Consider the following 22,344-nt stretch of genomic DNA (forward strand, 5'->3'; position numbering starts at 1 on the left):
TCGACGAGATGAGCCAGGCCGTCGCGCACATGGACGAGATGACCCAGCAGAACGCCGCCCTGGCCGAAGAGAGCGCGGCTTCCGCTTCGTCGCTGTCGGACCAGATCACGCGCCTCAACGATCTCGTCGCGGCCTTCAAGGTCTCCGGAGCGGGCTCGGCAGCCTTCGGAACGCCCACGATCACGCACGCGCTGCGCGAACGCGCCCAGCAGGCCTTTGCCGGGACGAAGCCGCGCACGCCGGCCAGGGCGGCAGCCACGGCCTCCGCGGCTGCGCCGGATTTCGCCAAGGCTCCGGCGCGGACCGGCACCTGGGACGAGTTCTAGACGGGACCGATTCCAGGCGGGACGGGTTCTAGACGGGACTTGGGCTGCGCGGGCTGACCTGCGCGGCCCTTCCCGTCCCTGTCGTCGCGTCAGTCCACGCCCATCTGCCTGCGCGCCCTCTTGCGCAGATCGCGCGGCGTTTCGCCGAACTTGTGGCGAAACGTGCTGGCGAAACGCCCCAGGTGGGGGAAGCCCCAGGCCACCGCGATGTCGGCGAGCTTCGCGTCCGGGCGCAGGAGGATGTCGCTGCGCGCCCCGGCCAGCCGATAGGCGGTCAGGGTCTCCAGCGGAGACCTCTCACGGTGGCGCTTGAAGGCATGCTGAAGCGTCCGGATGGACACGGACAGATGCTCGGCGACCTCGGTAACGCCGATGGGCAGGTGGCAGTTCTGCTCCATGAAATCCTCGGCGGCGCGCACGTAGGACAGGCTCAGAAGGCCTTCGCGGCTGGTGAGCGCCGACAGCTGCTCGGCTCCGAGCGCGCCGCACAGCAGGTCGACGAACGCGTCGCGGCAGCGGCGCATCAGGATGTCCTGCGTTTCGAAGGCCGGGACGTGCTGCATGGTCGACAGCATGACGGAGGAAAAGTTGACCAGCGCCGAGCCGGCCGGCGCGCGGGCATCCAGCGTCAGGCTCGCATCGCTCAGCAGCTTCACCGACCGGCCCAGCGTCTGGGTCAGCCGCTGTTCGAGCGCGCCGATCGTCACCATGAAGAGAAGTTGCCGCCGCCCGGGGGACAGCGTGATCCGGCGCAGGGTGCGCCCGCTCACGAGATGAATGAAGTTGTGCTCGCTTGCGAGGGTCTCGTCGGCGAGCTCGATCGTCGAGAGCCCGGCCCGCGGAATGAAGCACGTGATGATGTTGGCTTCGGTCGCGGGCTCGATGGTCAGGCCCGTCGCCGTCGCGTTTCGGGCGATGGTGAAATCCGACCAGGACACATACTGCGACCGGTACTCGATCGGCCGTGTCCCGCTGACCGGGGTCACCGTGACGGGGGCGATGACCTTGCTGACCACCTGTGAGATGTAGTCGGCATCCTGCGAGGCGAAGTCGACGTGACCGATTTGCCGGGGACTTGCGGCTTTCTGCATCGAACATGGCTCCACCCGCCAAAGCGGGCACGGGGAAAAACGCTCCGGCGACTTCGTCTTGCCAGGCCGGCCCGTCCGGACCCGGCCATGGCATTGCTTCTCCAGCGCCCTGTTCCCGCCCGGCATGGGCCCCAGGGGCCCCGGTCGTCCCCGCGTGACGGCCAAGATCTCCCGACCTCGTCCGATGCAATGACGACCGCATAAACCACATACTTATTCTGTTTTTATTTCCGTCCACGAACGGACGACTTGGTCAGAGCTAAGCAGGCAAAGCATAAATTCGCAAGATTCAATTCTTTTCGTCTGCGGGGGGAGATTTCATCTGCACGGAGCGCCGCTCCACGCGAATAGCCCGAGGTGCGCAGCAGAGCGCGCGGACCGTGAGCGCGTGTGCCTGTCCGTTCACCGGTCTCATATCGTCGGAATCTATCGACTTCGAAGCGTCGAGCAACAGCGATATCGCTTCGGTATTCGCCGTTTCATTCGCCAATCGGATAAATAACACGGGCGTTCGGCTCCCCGACGCGGGACTTGCCCGTTCGAGCCGCCGCGCCCGGAGACCGTTGCCCCCGCCCGGCGATCGGTCCATCGTGTGCCGACGATCCGAGGAAACCCAGCGATGCGCCTGCTTTATCTCCAGAACGGCCCCGCCCGCACCACCGTGAGCGGCCTCGAGCGGCGATTCGCCGACGCCGGCTTCGACGTGACGATGACCTGGGCCTATGGCGGCGAGGATCCCGGCGAGCTCGGCGCCTATGACGCGTGCTTCGTCTCGGGCTCGCCCCACGGCGCCTACGAGGACATCCCCTGGATCCACCGCGAGCACGCCTGGCTGCAGGACCTCGCCCGCCGGGGCGTGCCGATGCTGGGCATCTGCTTCGGCAGCCAGATCCTCGCCTCGGCCTTGTGCGGGCGCGACCAGGTGTTCCGGCGCAAGACCTGCGAGGTCGGCTACATGGACCTCGCCGTGACGGCGGCGGCACGGCAGGATCCCGTCGCCGGCGACCTCGGCGACACCGTCCACATGTTCGTGTGGCACAACGACGAGGTGAAGGCCGCGCATCCCGACATGGTGATCTTCGCGACGTCGCCCGATTGCCCCAACCATGTCTGGCGCCATGCGCGCCACCCGGCCTGGGGCATCCAGGGCCACCCCGAGGTCAGCGCGGAGCAGGCGCGCGGCTGGTTCGAATCCTCGAGGGCCCGGCTCGAGGCCGACGGCGCCGACGTGCCGGCCCTGCAGCGCGCGGCCCGCGATGCGGTGGAAGCGGACACCATGCTCGTGAACTTCATGACGGCGGCCCGGCAAGGCGCGCTCAAGGCGGCTTGACCATGGAGGCCGATGCCGAAGGCGCGCGTCCCTGGTTCGAAACGGCGGAATTCAGGGACCGGGTGGCCCGCGTCCAGGCGGTGCTGCGGGCTCGTGGGCTCGACGCGCTGCTGGCCTTCCAGCCGGAATCCGTCACCTGGCTGACCGGCTTCTTCACCCGGGGGTACTCGACCTACCAGTTCGCGCTCATTCCCGCCGAGGGCGACCCGTCGGTGTTCTGTCGCGACGTGGCCCGCTACTACCTCGAGCGGACCTGCGTGTTCTCCGATCACGGCGTGTGGGCCGACGGCGAGGACGTGCCGGCCGCGGCGGCGTCCTTCATCGCGGCGCGGCTCGGGGCGTCGGCCCGCGTCGCCGTCGAGATGGAGGCCTGGCAGATGACGGCGGCGCGCTGGTTCGCGCTGGCGGCCGCGCTGCCCGGCCTTCGCGCCGAAGCGGCGGACGGGCTGGTCGGTCGGCTGCGTCTGGTCAAGTCCCCGGCCGAGATAGCCTACCAGCGGGCGGCGGCCAGGGCCGCCGAAGCCGGCATGGCGGCGGCGCGGGCCACGGCCGGCGCCGGCGTCAGCGAGCGGGACGTCGCGGCGGCCATCGTCGCGGCCATGATCCGGGCGGGCAGCGATCACCCGGGGCCCGGGCCCCTCTCGTCCGGCGAGCGGGCCTTCCACCTGCATGGCGGGTTCACCGACCGGGTCCTCCGGCACGGGGACACGCTGCAGTGCGAGTGCACGCCTGCGGTGCGGCACTACCACGCGCGCTTCATGCGCACGATCAAGATCGGCACGGCCACCCAGGCGGAGCGCGACAAGCTGGCCGCCATCATCGCGGTGCAGGACGAGGCGCTCGCCGCCGTGGCGCCGGGCGTCCCCGCGACGGTGCCGGACCGGATCTACCGGGAGGGCATCCTGTCGCGCGGGTTGCGCAAGGACTACACGAACAAGACGTTCTACTCGGTGGGCCTGATGATGCCGCCGGTGGGCGGCGAGCCGCTCGAGGCCTCGCCCCACGCCACCTGGAACTTCGAGCCGGGCATGGTGTTCCACACCTACGTGCTGGCCGACTCCTTCGGTTTCTCGGAGACCATCGCCATCACCGAGACCGGCTACGAGCGCCTGACCACCTATCCGCGCGAGCTCATCGTCACGCCAGAACGGTCGACCTGACCGCATCAGGTCGACCGTTCTATCTTCCTGTTTTGTCGCATTTTCTTTTGACGAACCGGAATCCACGTCGTCGGAAAATGCTCCAGCCTGAGGCCCTTCGCCATGAACATCGATCTGAACGCTGACCTCGGCGAAAGCTTCGGCCCATGGACCATGGGCGACGACGCCGCGATGCTCGCCATCGTGACCACCGCCAACGTGGCCTGCGGGTTCCACGCCGGCGATCCCTCGATCATGCGCGCGACGGCGGAGCTGGCGAAGCAGAAGGGCGTCGCCATCGGCGCCCATCCGGGCTTCCAGGACCTCGCGGGCTTCGGCCGCCGGCGCATCCTGGGGATCTCGCTGCGCGAGCTGGAAAACATGATCGCCTACCAGATCGGCGCCCTCCAGGCCGTGGCGGCGCTGGCCGGGCATCCGGTCACGCACGTGAAGACCCACGGTGCGCTCGGCAACATGGTGGCCGAGGACGACGGGATGGCGCTCGCCGTCGGCCGGGCCATCAAGGCGGCCGATCCATCGCTGCTCTACATGGTGATGCCGGGCATGGCGACGGAGCGGGCGGCCGAAACGCTCGGTTTGCGGGCCATCCGCGAGGTCTACGCGGACCGGACCTACGACGACACGTTCAACCTCACCGACCGCAGCAAGCCCGGCGCCGTGATCCACGACACGCAGGCGGCGATCGACCACGTCCTCAGGATCGTGCGGGACCAGGCCATCACCTCGCTGAACGGCAAGACGCTCAAGGTGGCCATCGACAGCGTCTGCGTCCACGGCGACAACCCCGGCTCGGTGGCTCTGGCGCGCACGTTGCGGGGCGAGCTGGAGAAGGCGGGATTCAAGGTGACCCCGTATCGGCCGTGACGCCGCTGATCAGGTTCACGGACAGCAGCCGCTCGGTGTCCAGGCCCGCCGTCACCGGCCTCACCTGCCCTGCGAGCGCGGCGAAGGCGTCGCGCTGCGCCCTGAGCGCCGCCAACGCCTCGTCCCGATCGACGGCCCGGAAGCGGACGACCGCGCCCGGCCGCAGCTGGGCGAACCGCGGCAGGTCCGCGGTGACGATCCCGGCGAGCTTGGGATAGCCGCCGGTGGTCTGGCGGTCGCGCATCAGCACGATGGGCTGTCCGTCGCCCGGGACCTGGACGTGGCCGGTGACGATGCCGTCCGAGACGATGTTGTAGCCGGCGGAATGGGTCAGCGGTGGGCCCGACAGGCGGGTTCCCATGCGGTCCGACCGGGGCGAAACGGCGTAGGGCTCGGACAGGAACGTCTCGACGGCCGCATCGGTGAAGCGGTCGCGCTGGGGCCCGAGGATGACGCGGATCGGCCCCTCCTCGCCGAGTGGCAGGCCGGGCAGTACGTTGGCGCCGCCGCCCGCCATGGGCCGGAGCGCGAGCCGCTCGCCGGCGGACGGCGCCTTCGGACCGATGGCCGAGCGCCGGTGCAGCGACAGGCTTCCCATCGCGGGTGCGACGTCGAACCCGCCCTCCACCGCGAGATAGGCGTAGACGCCGTCACGGGCCGGCCCGAGGCGCACCCGCGCCCCCTCCCCCGCGACGACCGAGGTCAGCGCCGGGACCGCCGTGCCGTCGACCGCGAGCGCAGCGCCCGCGGCGGCCACGTGCACCGGGCCGCCCTCCACCACGAACTCGCCGCCGAGCATGCCGAACTCGAGCGCCGCCACGTCCGCGGCGTTGCCGACGAGAAGGTTGGCCATGGCGAGCGCCAGCGGATCCATGGCCCCGGCGGGCGACACGCCGAAACGCTGCAGCCCGAAGCGGCCGCCGTCCTGCAGGCTGGTGCCGGGCCCGCATGCGACGACGAGCAGCGCGGTCATGGCGCGAGCAGCTCCGCCACGGGTTCGCCGCGCCCGGCGGCGGCGTCGAGGGCGTCCCACCGTGCGGCCACGATGGGCTCGAACACGACCTCGTCGCCGGCCTCGTAGAGGAAGACGGGGTCGCGCCCCGGCATGAACGCGCGGGCCGGCGTGCGGCCGAGCAGATGCCAGCCGCTGGGCGCCGCGACCGAGCTGATCGCCGCCTGGGCCCCTCCCACCGAGACCGACTGGGCCGGCGTCTCCAGCCGTGGCTCGAGGCGGCGCGGGGTCGCGAGCGCCGGGTCCAGCCCGCCGAGATAGGCGAAGCCCGGCATGAAGCCGATCATGTAGACGCGGTAGAGCCCGCCGGAATGCCGACGCACGACCTCCTCCGGCGTCATCCCGTGATGGGCCGCGAGCGTCTCCAGGTCGATGCCGAAGTCGCCGCCATAGACGACCGGCACGCGCCACCGCCGGACGGTTCGCTGCGCGCCGGCCGGATCGCGGCAGGCGGCGAGGATGGCGGCGACGAGGTGGTCGACATCCGTCGCCAGGGGATCGAACTGGACCAGCAGCGCGCGATAGGTCGGCACGGTCTCGATGACGCCCGGCACGGGCGCGTCGGCGAGCGCCGCCTGGAGCGCCAGCACGCGGGTGTTCAGGTCGGGGTCGATCGCCTCGCCGAACTCGACGCTGATCGCGGCATCGCCGCAGGGCAGGAGTCTCGGGAGCGCCGGGGTGCTCACCGCGTCTGCGCTCACCGGGGCTCCTCCGCCGGGGACCGGTCGAGCACGGCCAGCACCTTGCGGGCCACGTCCTTGGCGGTTCGGTCGAGGGCGTCGGCCGTCGCACCGCCCACGTGGGGCGCCAGGACGAGGTTGGGTGCGCCCAGAAGGGCACTGTCGGCGGGCAGCGGTTCGACGGCGAAGACGTCGAGCCCGGCGGCGCCGAGTTGCCCGGACGTCAAGGCGTCGGTCAGCGCCGCCTCGTCGATCAGCGCGCCGCGGCCCGTGTTGACCAGGATGGCCCCGGGCTTCACCCGGGCGAAGAGGGCGGCATCGAACAGGGGCTTCGGGCCGGGGAGCGCATGCAGGGTCAGCACGTCGCTCCTCGCGCACAGCTCGTCCAGTTCCTGGACCGGACGGATGCCCTCCGCGGCCATGTCGGCGGGATTGGCGCGCGACGACCAGCCGATCACTTCCATGCCGAAGGCCCGGCCGAGCGCGGCGACGCGCTTGGCGATGTGACCGAACCCGACGACGCCGAGCGTGCGCCCCTGCAGCTCGAAGCTTTCCTGGCGATAGCGCCAGCCGAAATCGCCCGAACGGACGGCGCGATCGGCCTCGGTCAGACGCCTGGCGCAGGCGAGCATCAGGCCGATGGCGAGTTCCGCGACGGACTGGGCATTGGCGCCGGGCGTGTTGACCACGGCGATGCCGCGCGCCGCGGCCGCGTCCTTGGCGACGGCCGTGGTGCCGGTCCCGTGCACGCCGATGACCTTGAGGCACGGCGCGATGGCGATCGCCTCGGCCGACAAGCCGGCATCGCGCGTCACGACGGCGATGGCCGTGGCGAGATGCGGTGCCATCGCGGCCAGGTTGCGATCGTCGCACACGTGCAGGGTCAGCCCTGCCGCGCGGAGCAGGTCCAGGCCCACATCGGCGATCGGCTGGACGATGAGGCAGTCGGTCATGGGGTCTCGCTGCAGATCTCGAGGCAGAATCGGGACAGCACGTTAGCGGCCGCGGCAAAATCCGCCATGGCCATGTGCTCATGGGGGTTATGGCTGCCGTTCGCGTTGCGAATGAACAGCATGCCCGACGGGATCCCGGCATTGGCGAAGACCGCCGCGTCGTGCCCTGCCCCGCACGGCATGCGCGGCGCCGCGACGCCTTGCGCCTCCGCGGCGGCCACGAGCCCGTCGACGACGCCCGCGTCCATCACCGCGGGGCGACTGCCGGACAGCGGCCCCCAGTCGAAGCGCACCCGATGCTGCCGCTCGATGCGCGTGGCGATGGCATAGGCCTCGGCCTTCACCGTTTCGAGGGTCTGCGTCGACTGGCTGCGCACGTCGAGGGCGAAGTCCACCCGGCCCGGCACCTTGCTGAAGGCGTGCTCCCGCGGGTCGGTCGCGAACTGTCCGAGCGTCACGGTGAGATCCTCGCCCGCGGCCTCGAGGCGGTCCCAGAGGTCCTGCAGCGCCATGACCAGCGCCGACGCGCCGACCACGGCGTCCCGCCGCAGGGCATGGGGGGTCGTGCCCGAATGGCCGTAGGCCCCCAGGCACGCCGCCGCCCGGTGGCGGAAGCTGCCTCGGATGCCGGTGACGACGCCGACGGGACGATCGTCCGCGATGAGCTGGGGTCCCTGCTCGATGTGAGGCTCGATGAAGCAGGCGACGTTGGCGGGGCTCATCATCGCCTCGCCCCGGGCGAGCGCCGCCGGGTCGCCGCCGAGCGCGGCGATGTGGTCGCCCAGCGAGCGCCCCGTGTCGGACCGCGTGACGGTGTCGAGTTCTTCGGCGGCGATGAGGCCCAGCACGCCCCGGCTGCCGATGTAGGAGGCGTTGAACCAGGTGCTCTCCTCGGCGCGCGTCACCAGCACCGTGAGGTCGCGGGACGGCACGAGCCCGGCCTTGCGGAAACCGGCGGCCACGGCGAGCCCCATCAGGACCCCGGCCGCGCCGTCGTAGTTGCCGCCGCAGGGCACGGAATCGAGGTGGGAGCCGATCACCACCGCCGGCGCGCGCGTTCGGCCGGGCAGAGTCAGGGCGAGATTGAGGCCCGCGTCGACCCGGATGGCGAGGCCCAGCGCCTGCGCCTCGCGCTTGACCATGTCGTGGGCCAGCTGCTCGCCGTCGCCGTAGGACGCCCGGGTGATGCCGCCCGAATCGCCGGTGCGGGCGCGCAGCTCGCCGAACAGGCGCTCGGCAAGGTCGACGTCGGGGGACGGCAGCAAGGGATCGATCGGTCGTACGGCGCTCATGGTCTGACGGGATCCGGCATATCAGGATCCCGAGAGCCGGGCCACGATGCTGCCGCGCACGCCATCGAGATGGGTGCGCATGGCGTCCGCGGCGCCCTCCCCGTCGCCCGCGGCGAGCGCGTCGAGGATCGCGAGATGTTCGCGGCACGTCGACTCGAAGCGCTCCGGCACGCTGCGCAGGTCGAAGATCTGCGTCTGGCGGCGCAGCGTCAGGATGATCGCCGCCATGCGGCGATTGCCGGCGGCCGCGCCGATGGCGCCGTGCAGCTCGTCGTCGACGGAGCGGACCTCGGCGCGGTCCGGCTGACGGCCGGCGAGCGCCTCGTCGAGCAGGTCGCCGAGCCGGATGCGCAGCTGGTCGATCTCGGCGGCGGGCACGCGGCCCGCCGCGGCGCGCGCGGCGTCGGGTTCGAGCAGCCGGCGGACGTTCAGGTTCTCGATGAAGTCGTCGAGCGCAAGATACTTGACCTGCAGGCCTTTCGCGCCCTGGCGCTCGAGCAGGCCTTCGCTCTCCAGCATCAGCAATCCGTCGCGCATGGGGGTGCGCGACATGCCCAGATGCTCGGCGAGGCGGCGCTCCTGGATGAGCGTGCCGGGCTTCAGCTGGCCGCCCATGATCATGTCCAGCACCTGCTCATAGGCCTGAATCGCAAGCCGCTTCTCGGGGACCATCAGCATCGGTCGAACCGGTCTCCTGCCGCCGGTGCACCCTGAACGGGCGCCATGCAAAAGGTTCAGTCGCTGGGGTGCCCCGCGGTGACCGCGATTTGGGCATTCCAGTGGTTGACAGGTGGTATACCACCCCATAGCGTTCTGGCAAGCTTTGCCCAGATCGAGGCCTTTCCAGCATGGCGCCTGCTCCGTTCACCGGTCCGCCCAATCTGCCGTTCAGCCGGGAGGAGCATCTTTCGCGCCAGGCCCGGCTCAGGGCCGAACTGCGGGCCAAGGGCTTCGACGCGATGCTCGTCTTCGCCCAGGAGAGCCACTTCTGGCTGACCGGCTACGACACCGGCGGCTTCGTCTTCTTCCAGTGCGCGATCGTCACCGCCGACGACCGGCCGATCGTGCTGCTGACGCGGCGCCCGGACCTGCTGCAGGCCCGCCAGACGAGCACCATCGAGGACATCCGGATCTGGTGGGACGCCGAGGACGCCAACCCGGCCCGCGACCTCAGGGTCATCCTGGACGAACTCGGTCTCGGCGGCGGCCGGCTCGCGGTGGAGCTCAACACCCACGGCCTCACCGGCTGGAACCTGTGGCGCCTGCAGAAGACGCTGGACGGCTTCTGCACGCTGGACAACGACGACCACATGATCCGCAAGCTGCGGCTCGTGAAGTCGCCGGCCGAGATCGCCTATGTGCGCAAGGCGGCGGCGCTGCTCGACCGGTCGCTCGAAGCCGTCATCGCCACGGCCAAGCCCGGCGTCATGGACGCCTCGCTCAACGCCGCCTATCTCAAGGTGGTGCTCGAGGGTGGCGGCGACATGCCGCCCAATGCGCCCCTCTTCAACTCGGGCCCGCGCGCCGTCTACGGGCGCGGCGTGTCGATGCCGCGCATCCTGGAGCCGGTCGACCAGATCCTGGTCGAATATCCGGTCGCCTACCGCCGCTACAACGTGAAGACCGAGTGGATGATCATCCTCGGCCACGCCACCGACCGGCAGCGGTACATGTACGAGGCCGCGCGCGAGACGCTGCGCCGCATGACCGAGATCGCGCGTCCCGGCACCACGCTGGGCGAGATCTTCGACGTGCATGCCGACGGCCTCGACAAGGCTGGGTTCCGGGCGCACCGTTACGGAGCGACAGGCTATTCCGTGGGCTGCACCTTCGCGCCGACCAGCATGGACGTGCCGCCCATGATCTATTCGGGCAACCCGACACCGTGCCAGCCGGGCATGACGCTGTTCTACCACGTCATGATCGGCGACAGCGACACGGGCTACGCCATGGGCGTGGGACACACTCTGCTGGTGACGGAGGGGGCCCCCGAGGTCCTGACCGGGCTGCCGGACGATTTGACTGTGATCACTTGAGGGGGATGGCAAGCATGAGCACGTTCAGCATCAATCGACGCCAGGTTCTGGCCGGCATCGCCGGCGCCACCGCCCTTCCGGGCCTCGCCGAGGCCCAGACGGCCACGCCGAAGCCGGGCGGCATTCTCAAGGTCAGCCACTCGGTCCGCATCGCGCAGCTCAACGTGCTGCAGCTGTCGGGTCCGGCGGAATACCTGGCCGTCGACATGATCTATTCGGGCCTCACCCGGCTCGACCCGCAGATGAAGCCGCAGCCGGAACTCGCCACCGAGTGGACGGCGAGCCCCGACGCCAAGACCTTCGTCTTCAAGCTGCGGCCGAACGTGACCTTCCATGACGGCTCGCCCTTCACGTCGGCCGACGTTGTCGCGACCTTCAAGGCGATCCTCGACCCGGCCACCAAGTCGCCGGCGCGCACCGTGCTCGACATGATCGCCGACATCACGGCGCCCGACCCGCTGACCGTGAAGTTCGACCTGAAGGTGGGCAATGCCGACCTGCCGGTCTCCGTGGCCCACGCCAACGCCCGCATCGTCTCGGCGGCGGCGCTGAAGGAGCCGCTGATCAACCTCGACACCAAGGCCAACGGCACCGGCCCGTTCAAGATCGAGACCTTCGACGGCTCGCGCCTGCTCAAGCTCGTCAAGCACACGGGCTACTACAGGCCGGGCAAGCCCTATCTCGACGGCGTCGAGATGTACCTCTTCCCGGACCTGGCGGCCGAGTCCGCCAATTTCCTCTCCGGCGCCATGGACGCCATGCTGGAAGTCCAGCAGGCGGACTTCAAGCGCATCGCCGCCGCCCCCGGCGTCAATGCGCTGCGCGTGCCGAGCGGGCGCTTCTCCAACATCGTCATGCGGATGGACACCAAGCCGTTCGACGACATCCGGGTGCGCACCGCCATGGCCCATGCGGTCGACCGGCAGATGCTGGTGGACCTCGTGCTCGACGGTCTCGGCCGCCCGGCGAAGGACAACGTCATCGCGCCCGGCTACCGCTACCTCGCCGACACGCCCGAGGTCCCCTACGACCCCGCCAAGGCGAAGAAGCTCCTGGCCGAGGCCGGCTACACCAACGGCCTCAAGATCCCGCTGATCTGCTCCAACCGCCCGGCGATCCGCTCGCAGGTGGGCGTCGCGGTGAAGCAGATGGCGCAGCCCGCCGGCTTCGACATCGACGTGCAGACGATCCCGCACGACACCTACCTCGCCAATGTCTGGCGCAAGGGCAACTTCTACATCGGCTACTGGGGCATGCAGGCGACCGAGGACGCGGCCTTCACGCTGCTCTTCACGACCGATGCCGCCTTCGCCGACACGGCCTGGAACAACCAGGAGTTCGACGACCTCGTGAAGAAGGGCCGCAGTTCGCCCGACGACGCCGAGCGCCGCGCCATCTACAAGCAGGCGCAGGAACTCATGGTCCGCGACCGGCCCTCGATCATCCCGTTTTTCCAGGACGTGCTGACGGCCAGCCGCTCGCACGTGAAGAACTGGACCAGCAGCCCGCTGTCGCGGACCTTCTACGTCGAGGACGTGTGGGTGCAGCGGGCCTGACCGGCCATGAACGCGGGCTACCTCGCCCGGCGCCTGCTCTCGGTGCTGGTGGTGCTGTGGATCGTCTCCGCGACGGTCTTCGGCATCACCCAGATCCTGCCGGGCAACGCCGCGGTCATGATCCTGGGCGAATACGCCACCCCGGACCAGCTGAAGGCGCTGGAGCTGCAGCTCGGCCTCGATAGGCCGTGGTGGGCGCAGTATCTGAGCTGGATCCAGGGCATCCTCTCGGGGGACTGGGGCATCTCGATGCGCCTGTCCGTTCCCGTCAGCGCGCTGATCGCCGAGGCCTTCTGGCGCTCGCTGGCGCTTGCCGCCGCCGCCCTCGTCGCCGTCACGCTCATCGCCATCCCGATGGGCGTGGTCGCCGCCATGAAGCGCGGCACGTGGGGCGACCTCGTCATCAGCCTGTTCGCCTATCTCGGGACCTGCGTGCCGGAGTTCGTCACGGCGACGATCCTGCTCGTCTTCCTCGCGGCGCCCGAACGCCAGTTTTTCCCGGCCGGCGGCTACACCCCGCCGGGCGAGAGCCTGCCGGGCTTCCTCTACCACATGGTGCTTCCGGCCCTGACGCTCTGCCTCATCCTCACCGCGCACATCGCCCGGCAGGTGCGCAGCGAGATGTCGGACGTGCTGGCCAGCGACTACATCCGCGCCGCGCGCCTGAAGGGCCTCTCCGAATTCACCGTGATCCGGCGCCATGCGCTGCGCAACGCCATGGCCCCGGCCGTCGCCGTGATCTCGCTCGACATCGGCTACCTGCTCGGCGGCATCATCGTGGTCGAGGAGGTCTTCGCCTGGCCGGGGCTCGGCCGGCTCATGATCTACGCCCTGCAGAACCGCGACCTGCCGGTCATCCAGGCGACCACGCTGGTGCTCGCCGGCGTCTACGCCCTGTCGAACCTCATCTCCGACATCGTGATCGCCGCGCTCGACCCGCGGGTGCGCTATGCGTGACCTCCTGCGCCACCCGACGGGCCTCGCCGGCGCCATCCTGCTGGCCGTCGTACTGCTCGCCGCCCTCTTCGGGTCCTTTCTCGCGCCGCACGACCCGCAGCTCTTCCATCCGGCGACGCGCCTGCAGGGTCCGTCCGCGTCGTTCTGGCTCGGCACCGACCAGTTCGGGCGCGACCTCTTCTCGCGCATCCTGAACGGGGCGCGCACCACGGTCGCCTTCGGGGTGAGCGCCACCCTGCTGGGCGTCGGCTTCGGGGCCATGATCGGCATCACCGCGGGCGTGGTGGGCGGCTGGATCGACAGCCTCATCATGCGCCTCGTCGACGGGCTGCTGGCCGTGCCCGACCTCCTGTTCACGCTGCTCATCGTCACCGTGCTGGGCGGCGGCGCCGGGCACGCGCTGCTGGCGGTGGCGGTGGCCTTCACGCCCGGCATGGCGCGCATCTCGCGCAGCGCCGTCCTGTCGGTCCGCACCCGCGAGTTCGTGCAGGCCGCCGTCGCGCGCGGCGAGAGCCGGGCCTACATCATCGGCGCGGAGGTGCTGCCGAACGCCCTGGGGCCGCTGATCGTCGAGGCGACCATCCGCGTCTCCTTCGCCATCATGCTCGGCGCGACGCTGGGCTTCCTCGGGCTGGGCGCCCAGCCGCCGAGCACCGAGTGGGGCCTGATGATCGCCGAGGCCCGCCAATACATGTTCCGCAATCCCTGGTGCGTCGCGGCCCCCGGGGCCGCCATCGCCATCGCCGCGCTGGGCTTCAACCTGTTCGGCGACGCGCTGCGCGACCTCATCGACCCGCGGGGGCGCCGGTGAGCGCGGCACCCAACATCGCGCAGGGGAGCGGACGCGAGGCCGCGCCCGCCGTGCTGGAGGTGCGCGGTTATTCGCTGGCCTACGAGACCCCCGCTGGCCTCTTCCATGCGCTGAAGGACATCAACCTCGCCGTCCGGCATGGGCGCACGCTTGGGCTCGTGGGCGAGTCCGGGTCCGGCAAGACGTCGCTCGCCTGGGCCATCCTGCGCTACCTGGCCGGCAATGCCCGCGAGGGCGCGGGCCAACTGCTGATCTCGGGCGAGGACCTGCGCACGAAGACGCCGGCGCAGATCCGCGACATTCGCGGCCGGCGCATCGGCATGGTGTTCCAGGACCCGAGCACCTCGCTGAACCCGACGCTGACGCTCGGCCAGCAGCTCGCCGAGGTGCTGGTGCGCCATCGCGGCCTCTCCGAGAAGGAGGCGCGCGATCAAGGCGAGGCGCTGCTGGCCCGCACCGGCATCAGCCGGCCGGCCGACATGATGGGCCGCTACCCGCACCAGGCCTCGGGCGGCGAAAAGCAGCGCGTGGTGATCGCCACCGCCTTCGCCTGCAACCCGGAATGCATCATCTTCGACGAGCCGACCACGGCTCTCGACGTGATCACCGCCCGGCAGATCCAGGACCTCTTCGTCAAGCTGCAGGACGAGACCGGCGTCGCGGCGCTCTACATCTCGCACGACCTCGCGCTCGTCTCGCGCATCGCCCACGATCTCGCGGTCATCCACCGCGGCACCATCGTCGAGCAGGGCCCGGCGCAGCAGGTGTTCTCCGCGCCGCGGGACGACTACTCGCGCCGCCTCATCGCCGCCGTCCCCCGCCCGACCCACCGCCTCGTCCACAACGTGCCGGCGGCCACCGGCGAGCCGCTCCTGCGGCTCGACAAGGCCACCATCCGCTACGGCGAGAGCACGCTCGTCGAGCGCCTGCTGGGACGCCGCCAGTCGGAAGTGGTCGGCGCCCGCGACGTGACGCTGACCGCGCGCAAGGGCGAGATCCTGGGCATCGTCGGCGAGTCCGGGTCGGGCAAGTCGACCATCGCGCGGGCCATCGCCGGCCTCAACGCCTTCGACGGCACGGTCAAGCTCGGCGATCGCAGCTTCGGCTCGCGCGAGGCGCTGGACCGCGCCTACCGCAGGCGCGTCCAGATCATCTTCCAGAACCCGGACGGCTCGCTCAACCCGCGCCAGCGCATCCGAACCATCCTGTCGAGGCCGCTGAAGCTTTACGGCCTCGTGCCCGAGGGCGGCCTCGATGCCCGCGTGGCGGAGCTCCTCGAGCAGGTGCTGCTGCCGAAGGACTTCGCGCTGCGCTACCCGCACCAGCTCTCGGGCGGCGAGAAGCAGCGCGTGGCCATCGCCCGCGCCTTCGCCTCGGAGCCGGACGTGGTGCTGTGCGACGAGGTCACCTCCTCGCTCGACGTGTCGGTGCAGGCCGCGATCGCCCGACTGCTGGTCGACCTGCAGGCGCGCACCGGCTCGACCTGCCTGTTCATCACCCACGACATCAACCTCGTGCGGCAGCTCGCGCACCGCATCCTGGTGATGTACCGCGGCGAATGCGTCGACGTGTTCGACGTCGACCAGTGCGACGCCCCCGACCGGCACCCCTACACGCGCAGCCTCCTCGACGCCGTTCCCGCGCCCGCGGGCGGCTGAGATTCCAAGGACACTCCGCCAAGGAACACCTTGCCATGGACCCGAAAGCGATCCTCGCCCGCATCGACGAGAAGGCCTGCCTCGACTTCCTCGCCGGCATGGTGCGCCACAAGAGCTACACGCAGACCGAGGGCGAGCGGAAGCTCGTCGAGCACATGGTCGCCTCCATGCGCGGCATCGGCCTCGAGGCCGAGATGACCCCGGTGCAGGAGAGCCGCTTCAACGCCATAGGCCGCTGGAAAGGCCAGGGCGGCGGCAAGAGCCTGCTCTTCAACGGGCATGTCGACACCAACCCCGTCACGGAGGGCTGGACCGTCGACCCCTGGGGCGGGCTCGTCGACGACAAGTTCATCTACGGCATCGGCGTGTCGAACATGAAGGCGGGCGACGCGGCCTATTACTGCGCCGTGAAGACGCTGATCGATGCCGGCGTGAAGCTGAAGGGCGACGTGATCCTGACCTTCGTCATCGGCGAGTTGCAGGGCGGCGTCGGCACGCTGGCGGCGATCAGGCAGGGCGTGCGGGCCGACTACTTCGTCAACAGCGAACCCACCGACCTGCAGGCGCTGACGATGCACGCGGCGGCCTTCACCTTCATCATCGAGCTGCAGGGCATCACCCGCCACATGTCGAAGCGCGAGCAGGCGGTGGACGCCATCATGGCGGCCTGCGACCTCATCCCGCGCCTCAACGCCATGACCTTCTCCGACGCGCCCAGCGACGAGCACCGCTCGATCAACCGGGTGCATGTGGGCGTGGTGCGCGGGGCGCTCGGCAAGGAGTTCCACGAGTGGCGCCCGCCGCAGGTCGCCGACGTCGTGCGCATCAAGGGCTCGGGCCGCTACGCCCCCGGCCAGACCGAGGCCAACGCGCTCGCGGATCTGCGCAAGGCGCTCGACGGCCTGGAGCAGCGCTTCCCGGGCCTCAAGGCCACGGTCGAGCGCGAGACAACCGACGGCCAGCCGCTGATGCCCTTCTTCCAGGTCGACAAGAACGCCCGCATCGTGAAGGCCATCAACAAGGCCTACGAGACCGTGCGCGGCGTGCCCCAGCCGACCGGCGCCATCACCCCGCCGGGCTTCTACGGCACCGACGCGGGCCACTTCTACAACGAGCTCGGCATGGAAGGCATCGTGTGCGGCCCGGGCGGGCGCTACAACACCATGCCCGACGAGCGCGTCGACATCGCCGACTACCTCGACATGGTGCGGGTGTACCTGCTCACCATCCTCGACATCTGCGAAGTGGCGTGAGGGCCGCCAGGTCCCTTCAATCTCCAAGCTCGTCCTGCCCGGGCTCGGCCCGGGCATCCACGCCTTTGCCGGGGCCGTCCTGAATTCGTGGATGCCCGGGCCGAGCCCGGCCAGGACGGTGGAGAGAGCGAGCCGATAGCCCAGAACACAAGGAGCCCGACCATGGCCGAGTACCAGGCGACCACCCCCTCCGGCCGCGAGGTCACGCTGCGCTTCGAGGCCGCCGAGCATGCCGGCCGTCTCGCCAGTGCCCGCAGGGAGCTGAAGGCCCGCGGGCTCGATGCGCTGCTCGTGTTCGCGCAGGAGAGCCACTACTACCTCACCGGCTTCGACACCTCGGGCTACGTCTTCTTCCAGGTCGGGGTCGTGACCGCGGACGAGCGGCCCACCGTGCTCCTGACGCGCCGGCCCGACCTGCGGCAGGCCCTGGTCTCCTCGCTTTACGACGACGTCCGCGTCTGGCTGAACGCGGAGGGCGCGCGCCCTGCCCTCGAGCTGCGCGGCATCCTGGAGGAGCTGGGGCTCAAGGGCGCCAGGGTCGGCGTGGAGTTCGCCACGCATGGACTGACCGGCGCGAACTGCCGCGAGGTGGAGGCGGCGCTCGACGGGGTCTGCGCGCTGACGGACGCGTCCGACCTCGTGCGGACGCTGCGGCTGACCAAGTCGCCGGCCGAACTCGTCTACGTGCGCGAGGCGGGCCGGCTGGCGGACGTGGCCACGCGGGCGATGATCGATGCCACCCGGCCGAACATCCTCGACAGCGCCGTCACGGCGGCGGGCGTCGGCGCCATGCTCGCCGAGGGGGCGGAGATGCCGGCCACCGGGCCGCTGGTGAACTCCGGCCCGCGCGCCCTGTTCGGCCGCGGCGTCGGCGGGCCGCGGCGCATGGGCGACACCGACCAGCTGATGATCGAGCTCGGCGCCTCCTACTGCCGCTACCACGTCTGCATCGAGCACACGGTGGCGATCGGCCCGGTCGACCCGCGCCAGCGCGACATGGTCACGGTGGCCGCCGCGGCGCTCGACGAGATTGTGGAGGCGGCGCGCGCCGGGCGCGAACTCGGCACGCTGGACGACATTCACCGCCGCGTGCTCGACGGGGCGGGCTTCGCCACGGAACGCTTCGCCGCCTGCGGCTATGCGCTGGGCTGCACCTTCCGCCCGACCTGGATGGACGTGCCGCCGATGATCTACTCCGGCAACCGCCTCGTCATGCAGCCGGGCATGGTGTTCTTCGTGCACATCATGATCCCCGACACCCGCACGGGCCTCGCCGCGGGCGTCGGGCAGACCTTCGTGATCACCGACGGGGCCGCCGAGCGGCTCAGCGACATCCCGCTGGTGCTGCACCAGCGGTAGCGGCAAGCTGGCCAGCCCGACCGGAGCCCTCTAGGCTTCGGGGGAGGAGGAACCAGCATGCAATCCATCGGCGAACCGGATCCGGCGCTCGACGCCGTCGACATCATGGTCTGCGGCTTTCCGGGCAAGTCCGTCTGCCACGGCGGACTCGGCTGGAGCACCGTGGCCCTGATCCGCGCCGAAGGACGCACGGCGCTGATCGACGCCGGCAACTTCGGCATGCGGGGGCTCGTCATGGAGCAGTTGCGCGGACGCGGACTCACGCCCGCCGACGTCACCGACCTGCTGCTGACCCACTCCCATTTCGACCACTCGGTGAACTGGCCCCTCTTCCGCCACGCGCGCATCGTGGTCGGCGCCGTGGAGATGGCGTGGGCGCTGGAGCAGCCCTGGGGCGAGACGCCGGTGCCGGAGTTCTACGTCCGCGCGCTCGACGACTGGGCGACCTGCGAAAAGGTCGCCGACGGCTCGACGGTGTTCCCCGGCATGACGGCGCACATCGCGCCGGGCCACACGCCGGGCTGCCTCGTGTTCCACTGGCGCACGCCGGAACGCGACTACGTGTTCACGGGCGACGCGGCCAAGAACCGGGCCGAACTCATCTCGCGCGACACGGACATGACCTACGACGCGGCGGTGAGCAAAGCCTCGATCGAGATGATCTGGGGGCTGTGGCGGCAGCGGCCGGGCACCGTCGTGATCCCGGGGCACGACATGCCCATGGTGCTGGACGGCGACGCGCCGCGCTATCTCGGGCGGCGCAAGGCGGGCATCCGGGCCTGGTACGCCAGGGACATGCAGACGCTGACGGAGATCGACCTGGCGGTGTAAGCCGCGGCGGGATGGTGCTCCAACAAGTCCAACCTGCTCGTCCTCTCCGCGTCCTGGCCGGGCTTGGCCCGGCCATCCACGACTGAGGATGGCCCCGGCTCAGTCGTGGATGCCCGGGCCGAGCCCGGGCAGGACGGCTGAGAGGGGGGCGCACAATCGGCGGGCAGCGGCGTTACAAAGACAGGATGTCCCTGAGCTCGCGCATGTAGAGGGTGCCCGTGGCGACGTCCTCGACGGTGACCTCGTGGCGGACGTAGCGGCGGCCGCGCTTCTCGTATTTGTCGACGGCCTTCGCATCGATCCGCACCGTGGCGCCGACGGGGATCGGGGCGAGGATTTCCGTGTCGTGGAAGGTGTGGATCGAGCCGATGGCGAAGGGCTTGGTGTGGTCGAACTGCACGCAGAGCACGAAGTGGGACATCATCAGCGGCGGCACGATGGCGCCGCCGAAGGGCGATTCGCCGGGGATGTGCCACGTGTTCATCTTCCATCCCTCGTACCAGGGATTGTAGTCCTCGACGCCGTCGGCATAGAGGATCACGAGCTCGGGCGTGATGGTCAGCTCGCGCGACAGCACCGATCCGATCTCGATCATGTCCCAGTAGGTCTGCGAGCCGTTCTGCAGGCCCTCGACGAAGGCGCGGGTCTGCTCGTCCTGGATGACGGTGGTGGGGCGGAGCGTTTGCGTCCGGTCGGTCATGGTCTTTGCTCCGTCTCTCAAACGCCGACGTCGACTTCGACGAAGCCGACCGTCTTCTTCTCGCCGTCCTCGTTGGCGGCCCAGACGTCCACGGTGAAGCGGTAGCCGCTGCCCTTGGCGGTCTTTTCGCGCACGACGCCAAAGGTCTCGATGGTCTCGCCGGCGAAGGTCGAGGCGATGTATTTGCAGTTGATCCGGGCGCCCTTGAAGAAGTCCGCGCCGAACCAGTTCACGCACATCTCGGCGATGTAGGCCGAGGACATCTCGCCGGTCTGGATCGGAGCCTTGAGCCCCGTCTCGCCGGCATAGGCCGGATCCCAGTGGTTCGGGTTGAAGCGCCCCCACAGGCGCGAGCCCATGAGCTGGATGGCGGCCTTCTTCTTCACGCCGATCAGTTCGAAGCCGACCGGCGTGTCGACGGTGATCCGCCGGACCGGGGTGCTGGTGGTGGTCATGATGCCTTTCCGAGGTTCAGGCGCTCGCGCACGATGTCGGCGAGCAGGAACTTGCGGGCCCGCCCGGAGGGCGTCACCGGGATCTCGTCACCGCGCAGGAACACCACGTGGCGCGGGACCTTGAAGCGCGCGAGGTGCGCGGCGCAGAAGGCGATGAGCTCCTGCGCGGTCACGGCCGCGTCGTTGCGGAGCACGATGCAGGCCACCCCGATCTCGCCCATGCGCTCGTCGGCAACCGGCACGACATGGGCCTGGAACACCGCAGGATGGGTGACCAGCAGGTCCTCGATCTCGGAGGGCAGGACCTGCTCGCCGCCGCAGCGGTAGGATTCCTTCAGCCGGCCGACGAGGGTGAGATAGCCTTCCTCGTCGACGCGGCCGAGATCGCCGGTGCGAAGCCAGCCGTCCGCCGTGAAAGCTGCGGCCGTCTCGTCGGGCTTGTTGTAGTAGCCGGCCGTCACCCCGATGCCGCGGGCCTGCAGCTCCCCGACCTCGCCCGGCTGGAGGACCTCCCCGCTCAACGGCTCGACCACGCGATAGGAGACGAGCAGCCCGCCGCTGGCTAAATCGCCCGCCGGACCCACGTCGCGCAGGCGGCCGTTGGTGTGGAGCAGGCGCTTGAAGGGATCGTCAGGACGCGTGACGGTCGCGGACGCGGTGACCTCGGTCATGCCGTAGCCCGTGGTGAGTTCGTGCGGACCGAGGTCATCGAAGATGCGCTGCCAGATCCAGGACGGCGAGCGGCCTCCCGACGAGATCATGGCGTGCAACGACGACAGGTCGTAGGGAGCCTTCGCGACCTCGTCGAGGAGGGCCATAGTCATCGTGGGGATCAGCAGGACGTCGGTCGCCCGGTGGCGCTCGATGCCGCGCAGGGTCATTGCAGCATCGAACTTCAGCTGCGGCACAATGGAGCCGCCCACGAAGAGGCAGGCCAACAGGCCCTCGACATAGCCATAGACGTGGTACATCGGCAGCGAGAAGAGAATGCGCCGCCCGTCCTCGAACGCCCGGCCGTACGTGCTGCCGAACGCGGTGCGCGCCAGCATGTCGTGGGTCAGCATGACGCCCTTGGGGGCGCCGGTGGTGCCCGAGGTGTAGATGATGTCGGAGTTCGTGGTCGGGCCCGGATGAGCGATCGGCGTCCAGGCCGGCGCCTGCTCCTGGAAGTCCGCCAGAGTGGTCAGCCCCCCGCGAGGGGCGATGCCGGCATCGGGCCGGACGACGATCGCCTTCAGGCGCGGGAACCGGCTGCCGCCGGCCCTGCCCTCCCAGCCCGGGGCCAGTTCGTCGAGAAAGCCGAGATAGTCGAGGTCGCGGAAGCGATCCATCGTGAACAGGAAGACCGCGTCCGACTGCGCGAGGACGTAGCTGAGCTCGTCGCGGCGGTTCAGGAAGTTGATCGGCACGGCGACGGCGCCGGCCCGCGCGATGCCGAACTTGATGGCGACGAAGTCGGGATGGTTCGCCATCAGCAGCGCGACGTGGTCGCCGGGCTTCACGCCGGCTGCCACCAGCCCTGCGGCGATGCGCTCGGACCTGCGCTTCACCTCGGCGTAGCTCCAGTCGAGGTCGTCGGTGACGACGAGCGGACGGTCGGGATGCGCGGCGGCGATGTCGTCGAGCACGCGGTCCAGCGTATGCGAGGTCCAGGCCGGGTAGAGGTCGCGAAGGCGGGCCTGACGATCGGAAACGGAGCCGAAGGGCCAGGCCGGGGCACGGTCGACGGCCGCCGATGGCTGCGGTTGCGCCTGCGTCTCCATCCGGCGTCCTCCCTTTGAAACGGCGCTCGCTCGCCCGGCGGCCACGCTCTTACTGGTGAGTAGACATACGATACCGGCCAGTTTTCCACAATCCCGCCGCGTGCGAAAATGCCCACAGCGTGCATGCGCAAGATCGCACTTGCCAACTCAAACCAATGCGTACATAAATCTACCCACGGGTAGGAAATGCCAATCGACGTGGCGCGGCGAAGCGGCTCCGGGCGGAGTTCGCGATGGTCTGCCGGCGCGCGTCGGGT

General features: G+C 70.0%; 20 protein-coding genes and 1 pseudogene. 12 read left to right on the forward strand and 9 right to left on the reverse strand.

What is annotated here, in order from left to right; translation table 11 throughout:
• A pseudogene (locus tag Q0Q47_RS01335) lies at positions 1-326 on the forward strand (hypothetical protein); the annotation flags it as partial.
• Between the two features lie 89 nt (positions 327-415).
• On the opposite strand, the gene Q0Q47_RS01340 reads toward Q0Q47_RS01335, so the two are convergent.
• A complete protein-coding gene (locus Q0Q47_RS01340; RefSeq protein ID WP_293853523.1) occupies positions 416-1,417 on the reverse strand; it encodes a helix-turn-helix transcriptional regulator in 1,002 nt (333 codons plus the stop codon).
• 619 nt (positions 1,418-2,036) lie between these two features.
• Here Q0Q47_RS01340 and Q0Q47_RS01345 point away from each other — a divergent pair.
• The 3 genes from Q0Q47_RS01345 (at position 2,037) to Q0Q47_RS01355 (ending at position 4,771) form a co-directional block, all read left to right on the forward strand.
• Positions 2,037-2,747, forward strand: a complete 711-nt coding sequence (locus tag Q0Q47_RS01345; protein ID WP_293853524.1) for a type 1 glutamine amidotransferase — start codon at positions 2,037-2,039, stop codon at positions 2,745-2,747.
• A gap of 2 nt (positions 2,748-2,749) precedes the next feature.
• Positions 2,750-3,907, forward strand: a complete 1,158-nt coding sequence (locus tag Q0Q47_RS01350) for a Xaa-Pro peptidase family protein (RefSeq protein WP_293853526.1) — start codon at positions 2,750-2,752, stop codon at positions 3,905-3,907.
• A 102-nt stretch (positions 3,908-4,009) separates the two neighbouring features.
• Entirely contained in the window at positions 4,010-4,771 is a 762-nt protein-coding gene (locus Q0Q47_RS01355) for a LamB/YcsF family protein (protein ID WP_293853527.1), read from the forward strand.
• Here the strand turns inward: Q0Q47_RS01355 and Q0Q47_RS01360 are convergent.
• The 5 genes from Q0Q47_RS01360 to Q0Q47_RS01380 are packed head-to-tail and all read right to left on the reverse strand — an operon-like array spanning position 4,746 to position 9,386.
• Positions 4,746-5,744 carry a biotin-dependent carboxyltransferase family protein gene (locus Q0Q47_RS01360; protein ID WP_293853529.1) on the reverse strand — a complete coding sequence of 333 codons (999 nt, stop codon included), beginning with the start codon at positions 5,742-5,744 and terminating at the stop codon, positions 4,746-4,748. The two genes, Q0Q47_RS01355 and Q0Q47_RS01360, sit on opposite strands and share 26 nt — an antisense overlap.
• Positions 5,741-6,484, reverse strand: a complete 744-nt coding sequence (gene pxpB, locus Q0Q47_RS01365) for a 5-oxoprolinase subunit PxpB (protein WP_293853531.1) — start codon at positions 6,482-6,484, stop codon at positions 5,741-5,743. The genes Q0Q47_RS01360 and pxpB overlap by 4 nt, the downstream gene beginning before the upstream one ends.
• Positions 6,481-7,416 carry a hydroxyacid dehydrogenase gene (locus Q0Q47_RS01370; RefSeq protein ID WP_293853532.1) on the reverse strand — a complete coding sequence of 312 codons (936 nt, stop codon included), beginning with the start codon at positions 7,414-7,416 and terminating at the stop codon, positions 6,481-6,483. Before Q0Q47_RS01370 ends, pxpB begins: the two co-directional genes overlap by 4 nt.
• A complete protein-coding gene (locus Q0Q47_RS01375) occupies positions 7,413-8,708 on the reverse strand; it encodes a Zn-dependent hydrolase (RefSeq protein ID WP_293853534.1) in 1,296 nt (431 codons plus the stop codon). Before Q0Q47_RS01375 ends, Q0Q47_RS01370 begins: the two co-directional genes overlap by 4 nt.
• Before the next feature lie 21 nt (positions 8,709-8,729).
• Positions 8,730-9,386 carry a GntR family transcriptional regulator gene (locus Q0Q47_RS01380; protein ID WP_293853535.1) on the reverse strand — a complete coding sequence of 219 codons (657 nt, stop codon included), beginning with the start codon at positions 9,384-9,386 and terminating at the stop codon, positions 8,730-8,732.
• A 170-nt stretch (positions 9,387-9,556) separates the two neighbouring features.
• Here Q0Q47_RS01380 and Q0Q47_RS01385 point away from each other — a divergent pair, with 170 nt between their 5' ends.
• The 8 genes from Q0Q47_RS01385 (at position 9,557) to Q0Q47_RS01420 (ending at position 19,169) form a co-directional block, all read left to right on the forward strand.
• Positions 9,557-10,744, forward strand: a complete 1,188-nt coding sequence (locus tag Q0Q47_RS01385) for a Xaa-Pro peptidase family protein (protein ID WP_293853537.1) — start codon at positions 9,557-9,559, stop codon at positions 10,742-10,744.
• A 14-nt stretch (positions 10,745-10,758) separates the two neighbouring features.
• Positions 10,759-12,300, forward strand: a complete 1,542-nt coding sequence (locus tag Q0Q47_RS01390) for an ABC transporter substrate-binding protein (RefSeq protein ID WP_293853538.1) — start codon at positions 10,759-10,761, stop codon at positions 12,298-12,300.
• Between the two features lie 6 nt (positions 12,301-12,306).
• On the forward strand, positions 12,307-13,257 hold the full coding sequence (locus Q0Q47_RS01395; protein ID WP_293853540.1) for an ABC transporter permease: 951 nt from the start codon (positions 12,307-12,309) through the stop codon (positions 13,255-13,257).
• Positions 13,250-14,068, forward strand: a complete 819-nt coding sequence (locus tag Q0Q47_RS01400; RefSeq protein ID WP_293853542.1) for an ABC transporter permease — start codon at positions 13,250-13,252, stop codon at positions 14,066-14,068. The genes Q0Q47_RS01395 and Q0Q47_RS01400 overlap by 8 nt, the downstream gene beginning before the upstream one ends.
• Positions 14,065-15,726, forward strand: a complete 1,662-nt coding sequence (locus Q0Q47_RS01405; RefSeq protein WP_293853544.1) for an ABC transporter ATP-binding protein — start codon at positions 14,065-14,067, stop codon at positions 15,724-15,726. The genes Q0Q47_RS01400 and Q0Q47_RS01405 overlap by 4 nt, the downstream gene beginning before the upstream one ends.
• Before the next feature lie 35 nt (positions 15,727-15,761).
• Positions 15,762-16,979: a M20/M25/M40 family metallo-hydrolase gene (locus tag Q0Q47_RS01410; protein WP_293853546.1), complete on the forward strand. Its 1,218-nt coding sequence runs from the start codon at positions 15,762-15,764 to the stop codon at positions 16,977-16,979.
• Positions 16,980-17,141: 162 nt separating this feature from the next.
• Positions 17,142-18,338, forward strand: a complete 1,197-nt coding sequence (locus Q0Q47_RS01415) for a Xaa-Pro peptidase family protein (RefSeq protein WP_293853547.1) — start codon at positions 17,142-17,144, stop codon at positions 18,336-18,338.
• A gap of 57 nt (positions 18,339-18,395) precedes the next feature.
• Positions 18,396-19,169 (forward strand): MBL fold metallo-hydrolase, encoded by a 774-nt coding sequence (locus Q0Q47_RS01420; protein ID WP_293853549.1) that lies wholly within the window; start codon positions 18,396-18,398, stop codon positions 19,167-19,169.
• Between the two features lie 172 nt (positions 19,170-19,341).
• Here the strand turns inward: Q0Q47_RS01420 and Q0Q47_RS01425 are convergent, their stop codons facing one another.
• From Q0Q47_RS01425 to Q0Q47_RS01435, 3 genes are read right to left on the reverse strand one after another with little or no spacing between them, the layout of a single operon-like run.
• Complete coding sequence (locus Q0Q47_RS01425) at positions 19,342-19,869, reverse strand: MaoC family dehydratase (RefSeq protein ID WP_293853551.1); 528 nt, start codon at positions 19,867-19,869, stop codon at positions 19,342-19,344.
• 17 nt (positions 19,870-19,886) lie between these two features.
• A complete protein-coding gene (locus Q0Q47_RS01430) occupies positions 19,887-20,324 on the reverse strand; it encodes a MaoC family dehydratase (RefSeq protein ID WP_293853552.1) in 438 nt (145 codons plus the stop codon).
• Positions 20,321-22,087 carry an AMP-binding protein gene (locus tag Q0Q47_RS01435; protein ID WP_293853554.1) on the reverse strand — a complete coding sequence of 589 codons (1,767 nt, stop codon included), beginning with the start codon at positions 22,085-22,087 and terminating at the stop codon, positions 20,321-20,323. The genes Q0Q47_RS01430 and Q0Q47_RS01435 overlap by 4 nt, the downstream gene beginning before the upstream one ends.
• Between the last annotated feature and the right edge of the window lie 257 nt (positions 22,088-22,344).

Source organism: uncultured Alsobacter sp. (assembly GCF_945952055.1).
Lineage (GTDB): Bacteria > Pseudomonadota > Alphaproteobacteria > Rhizobiales > Beijerinckiaceae > Alsobacter.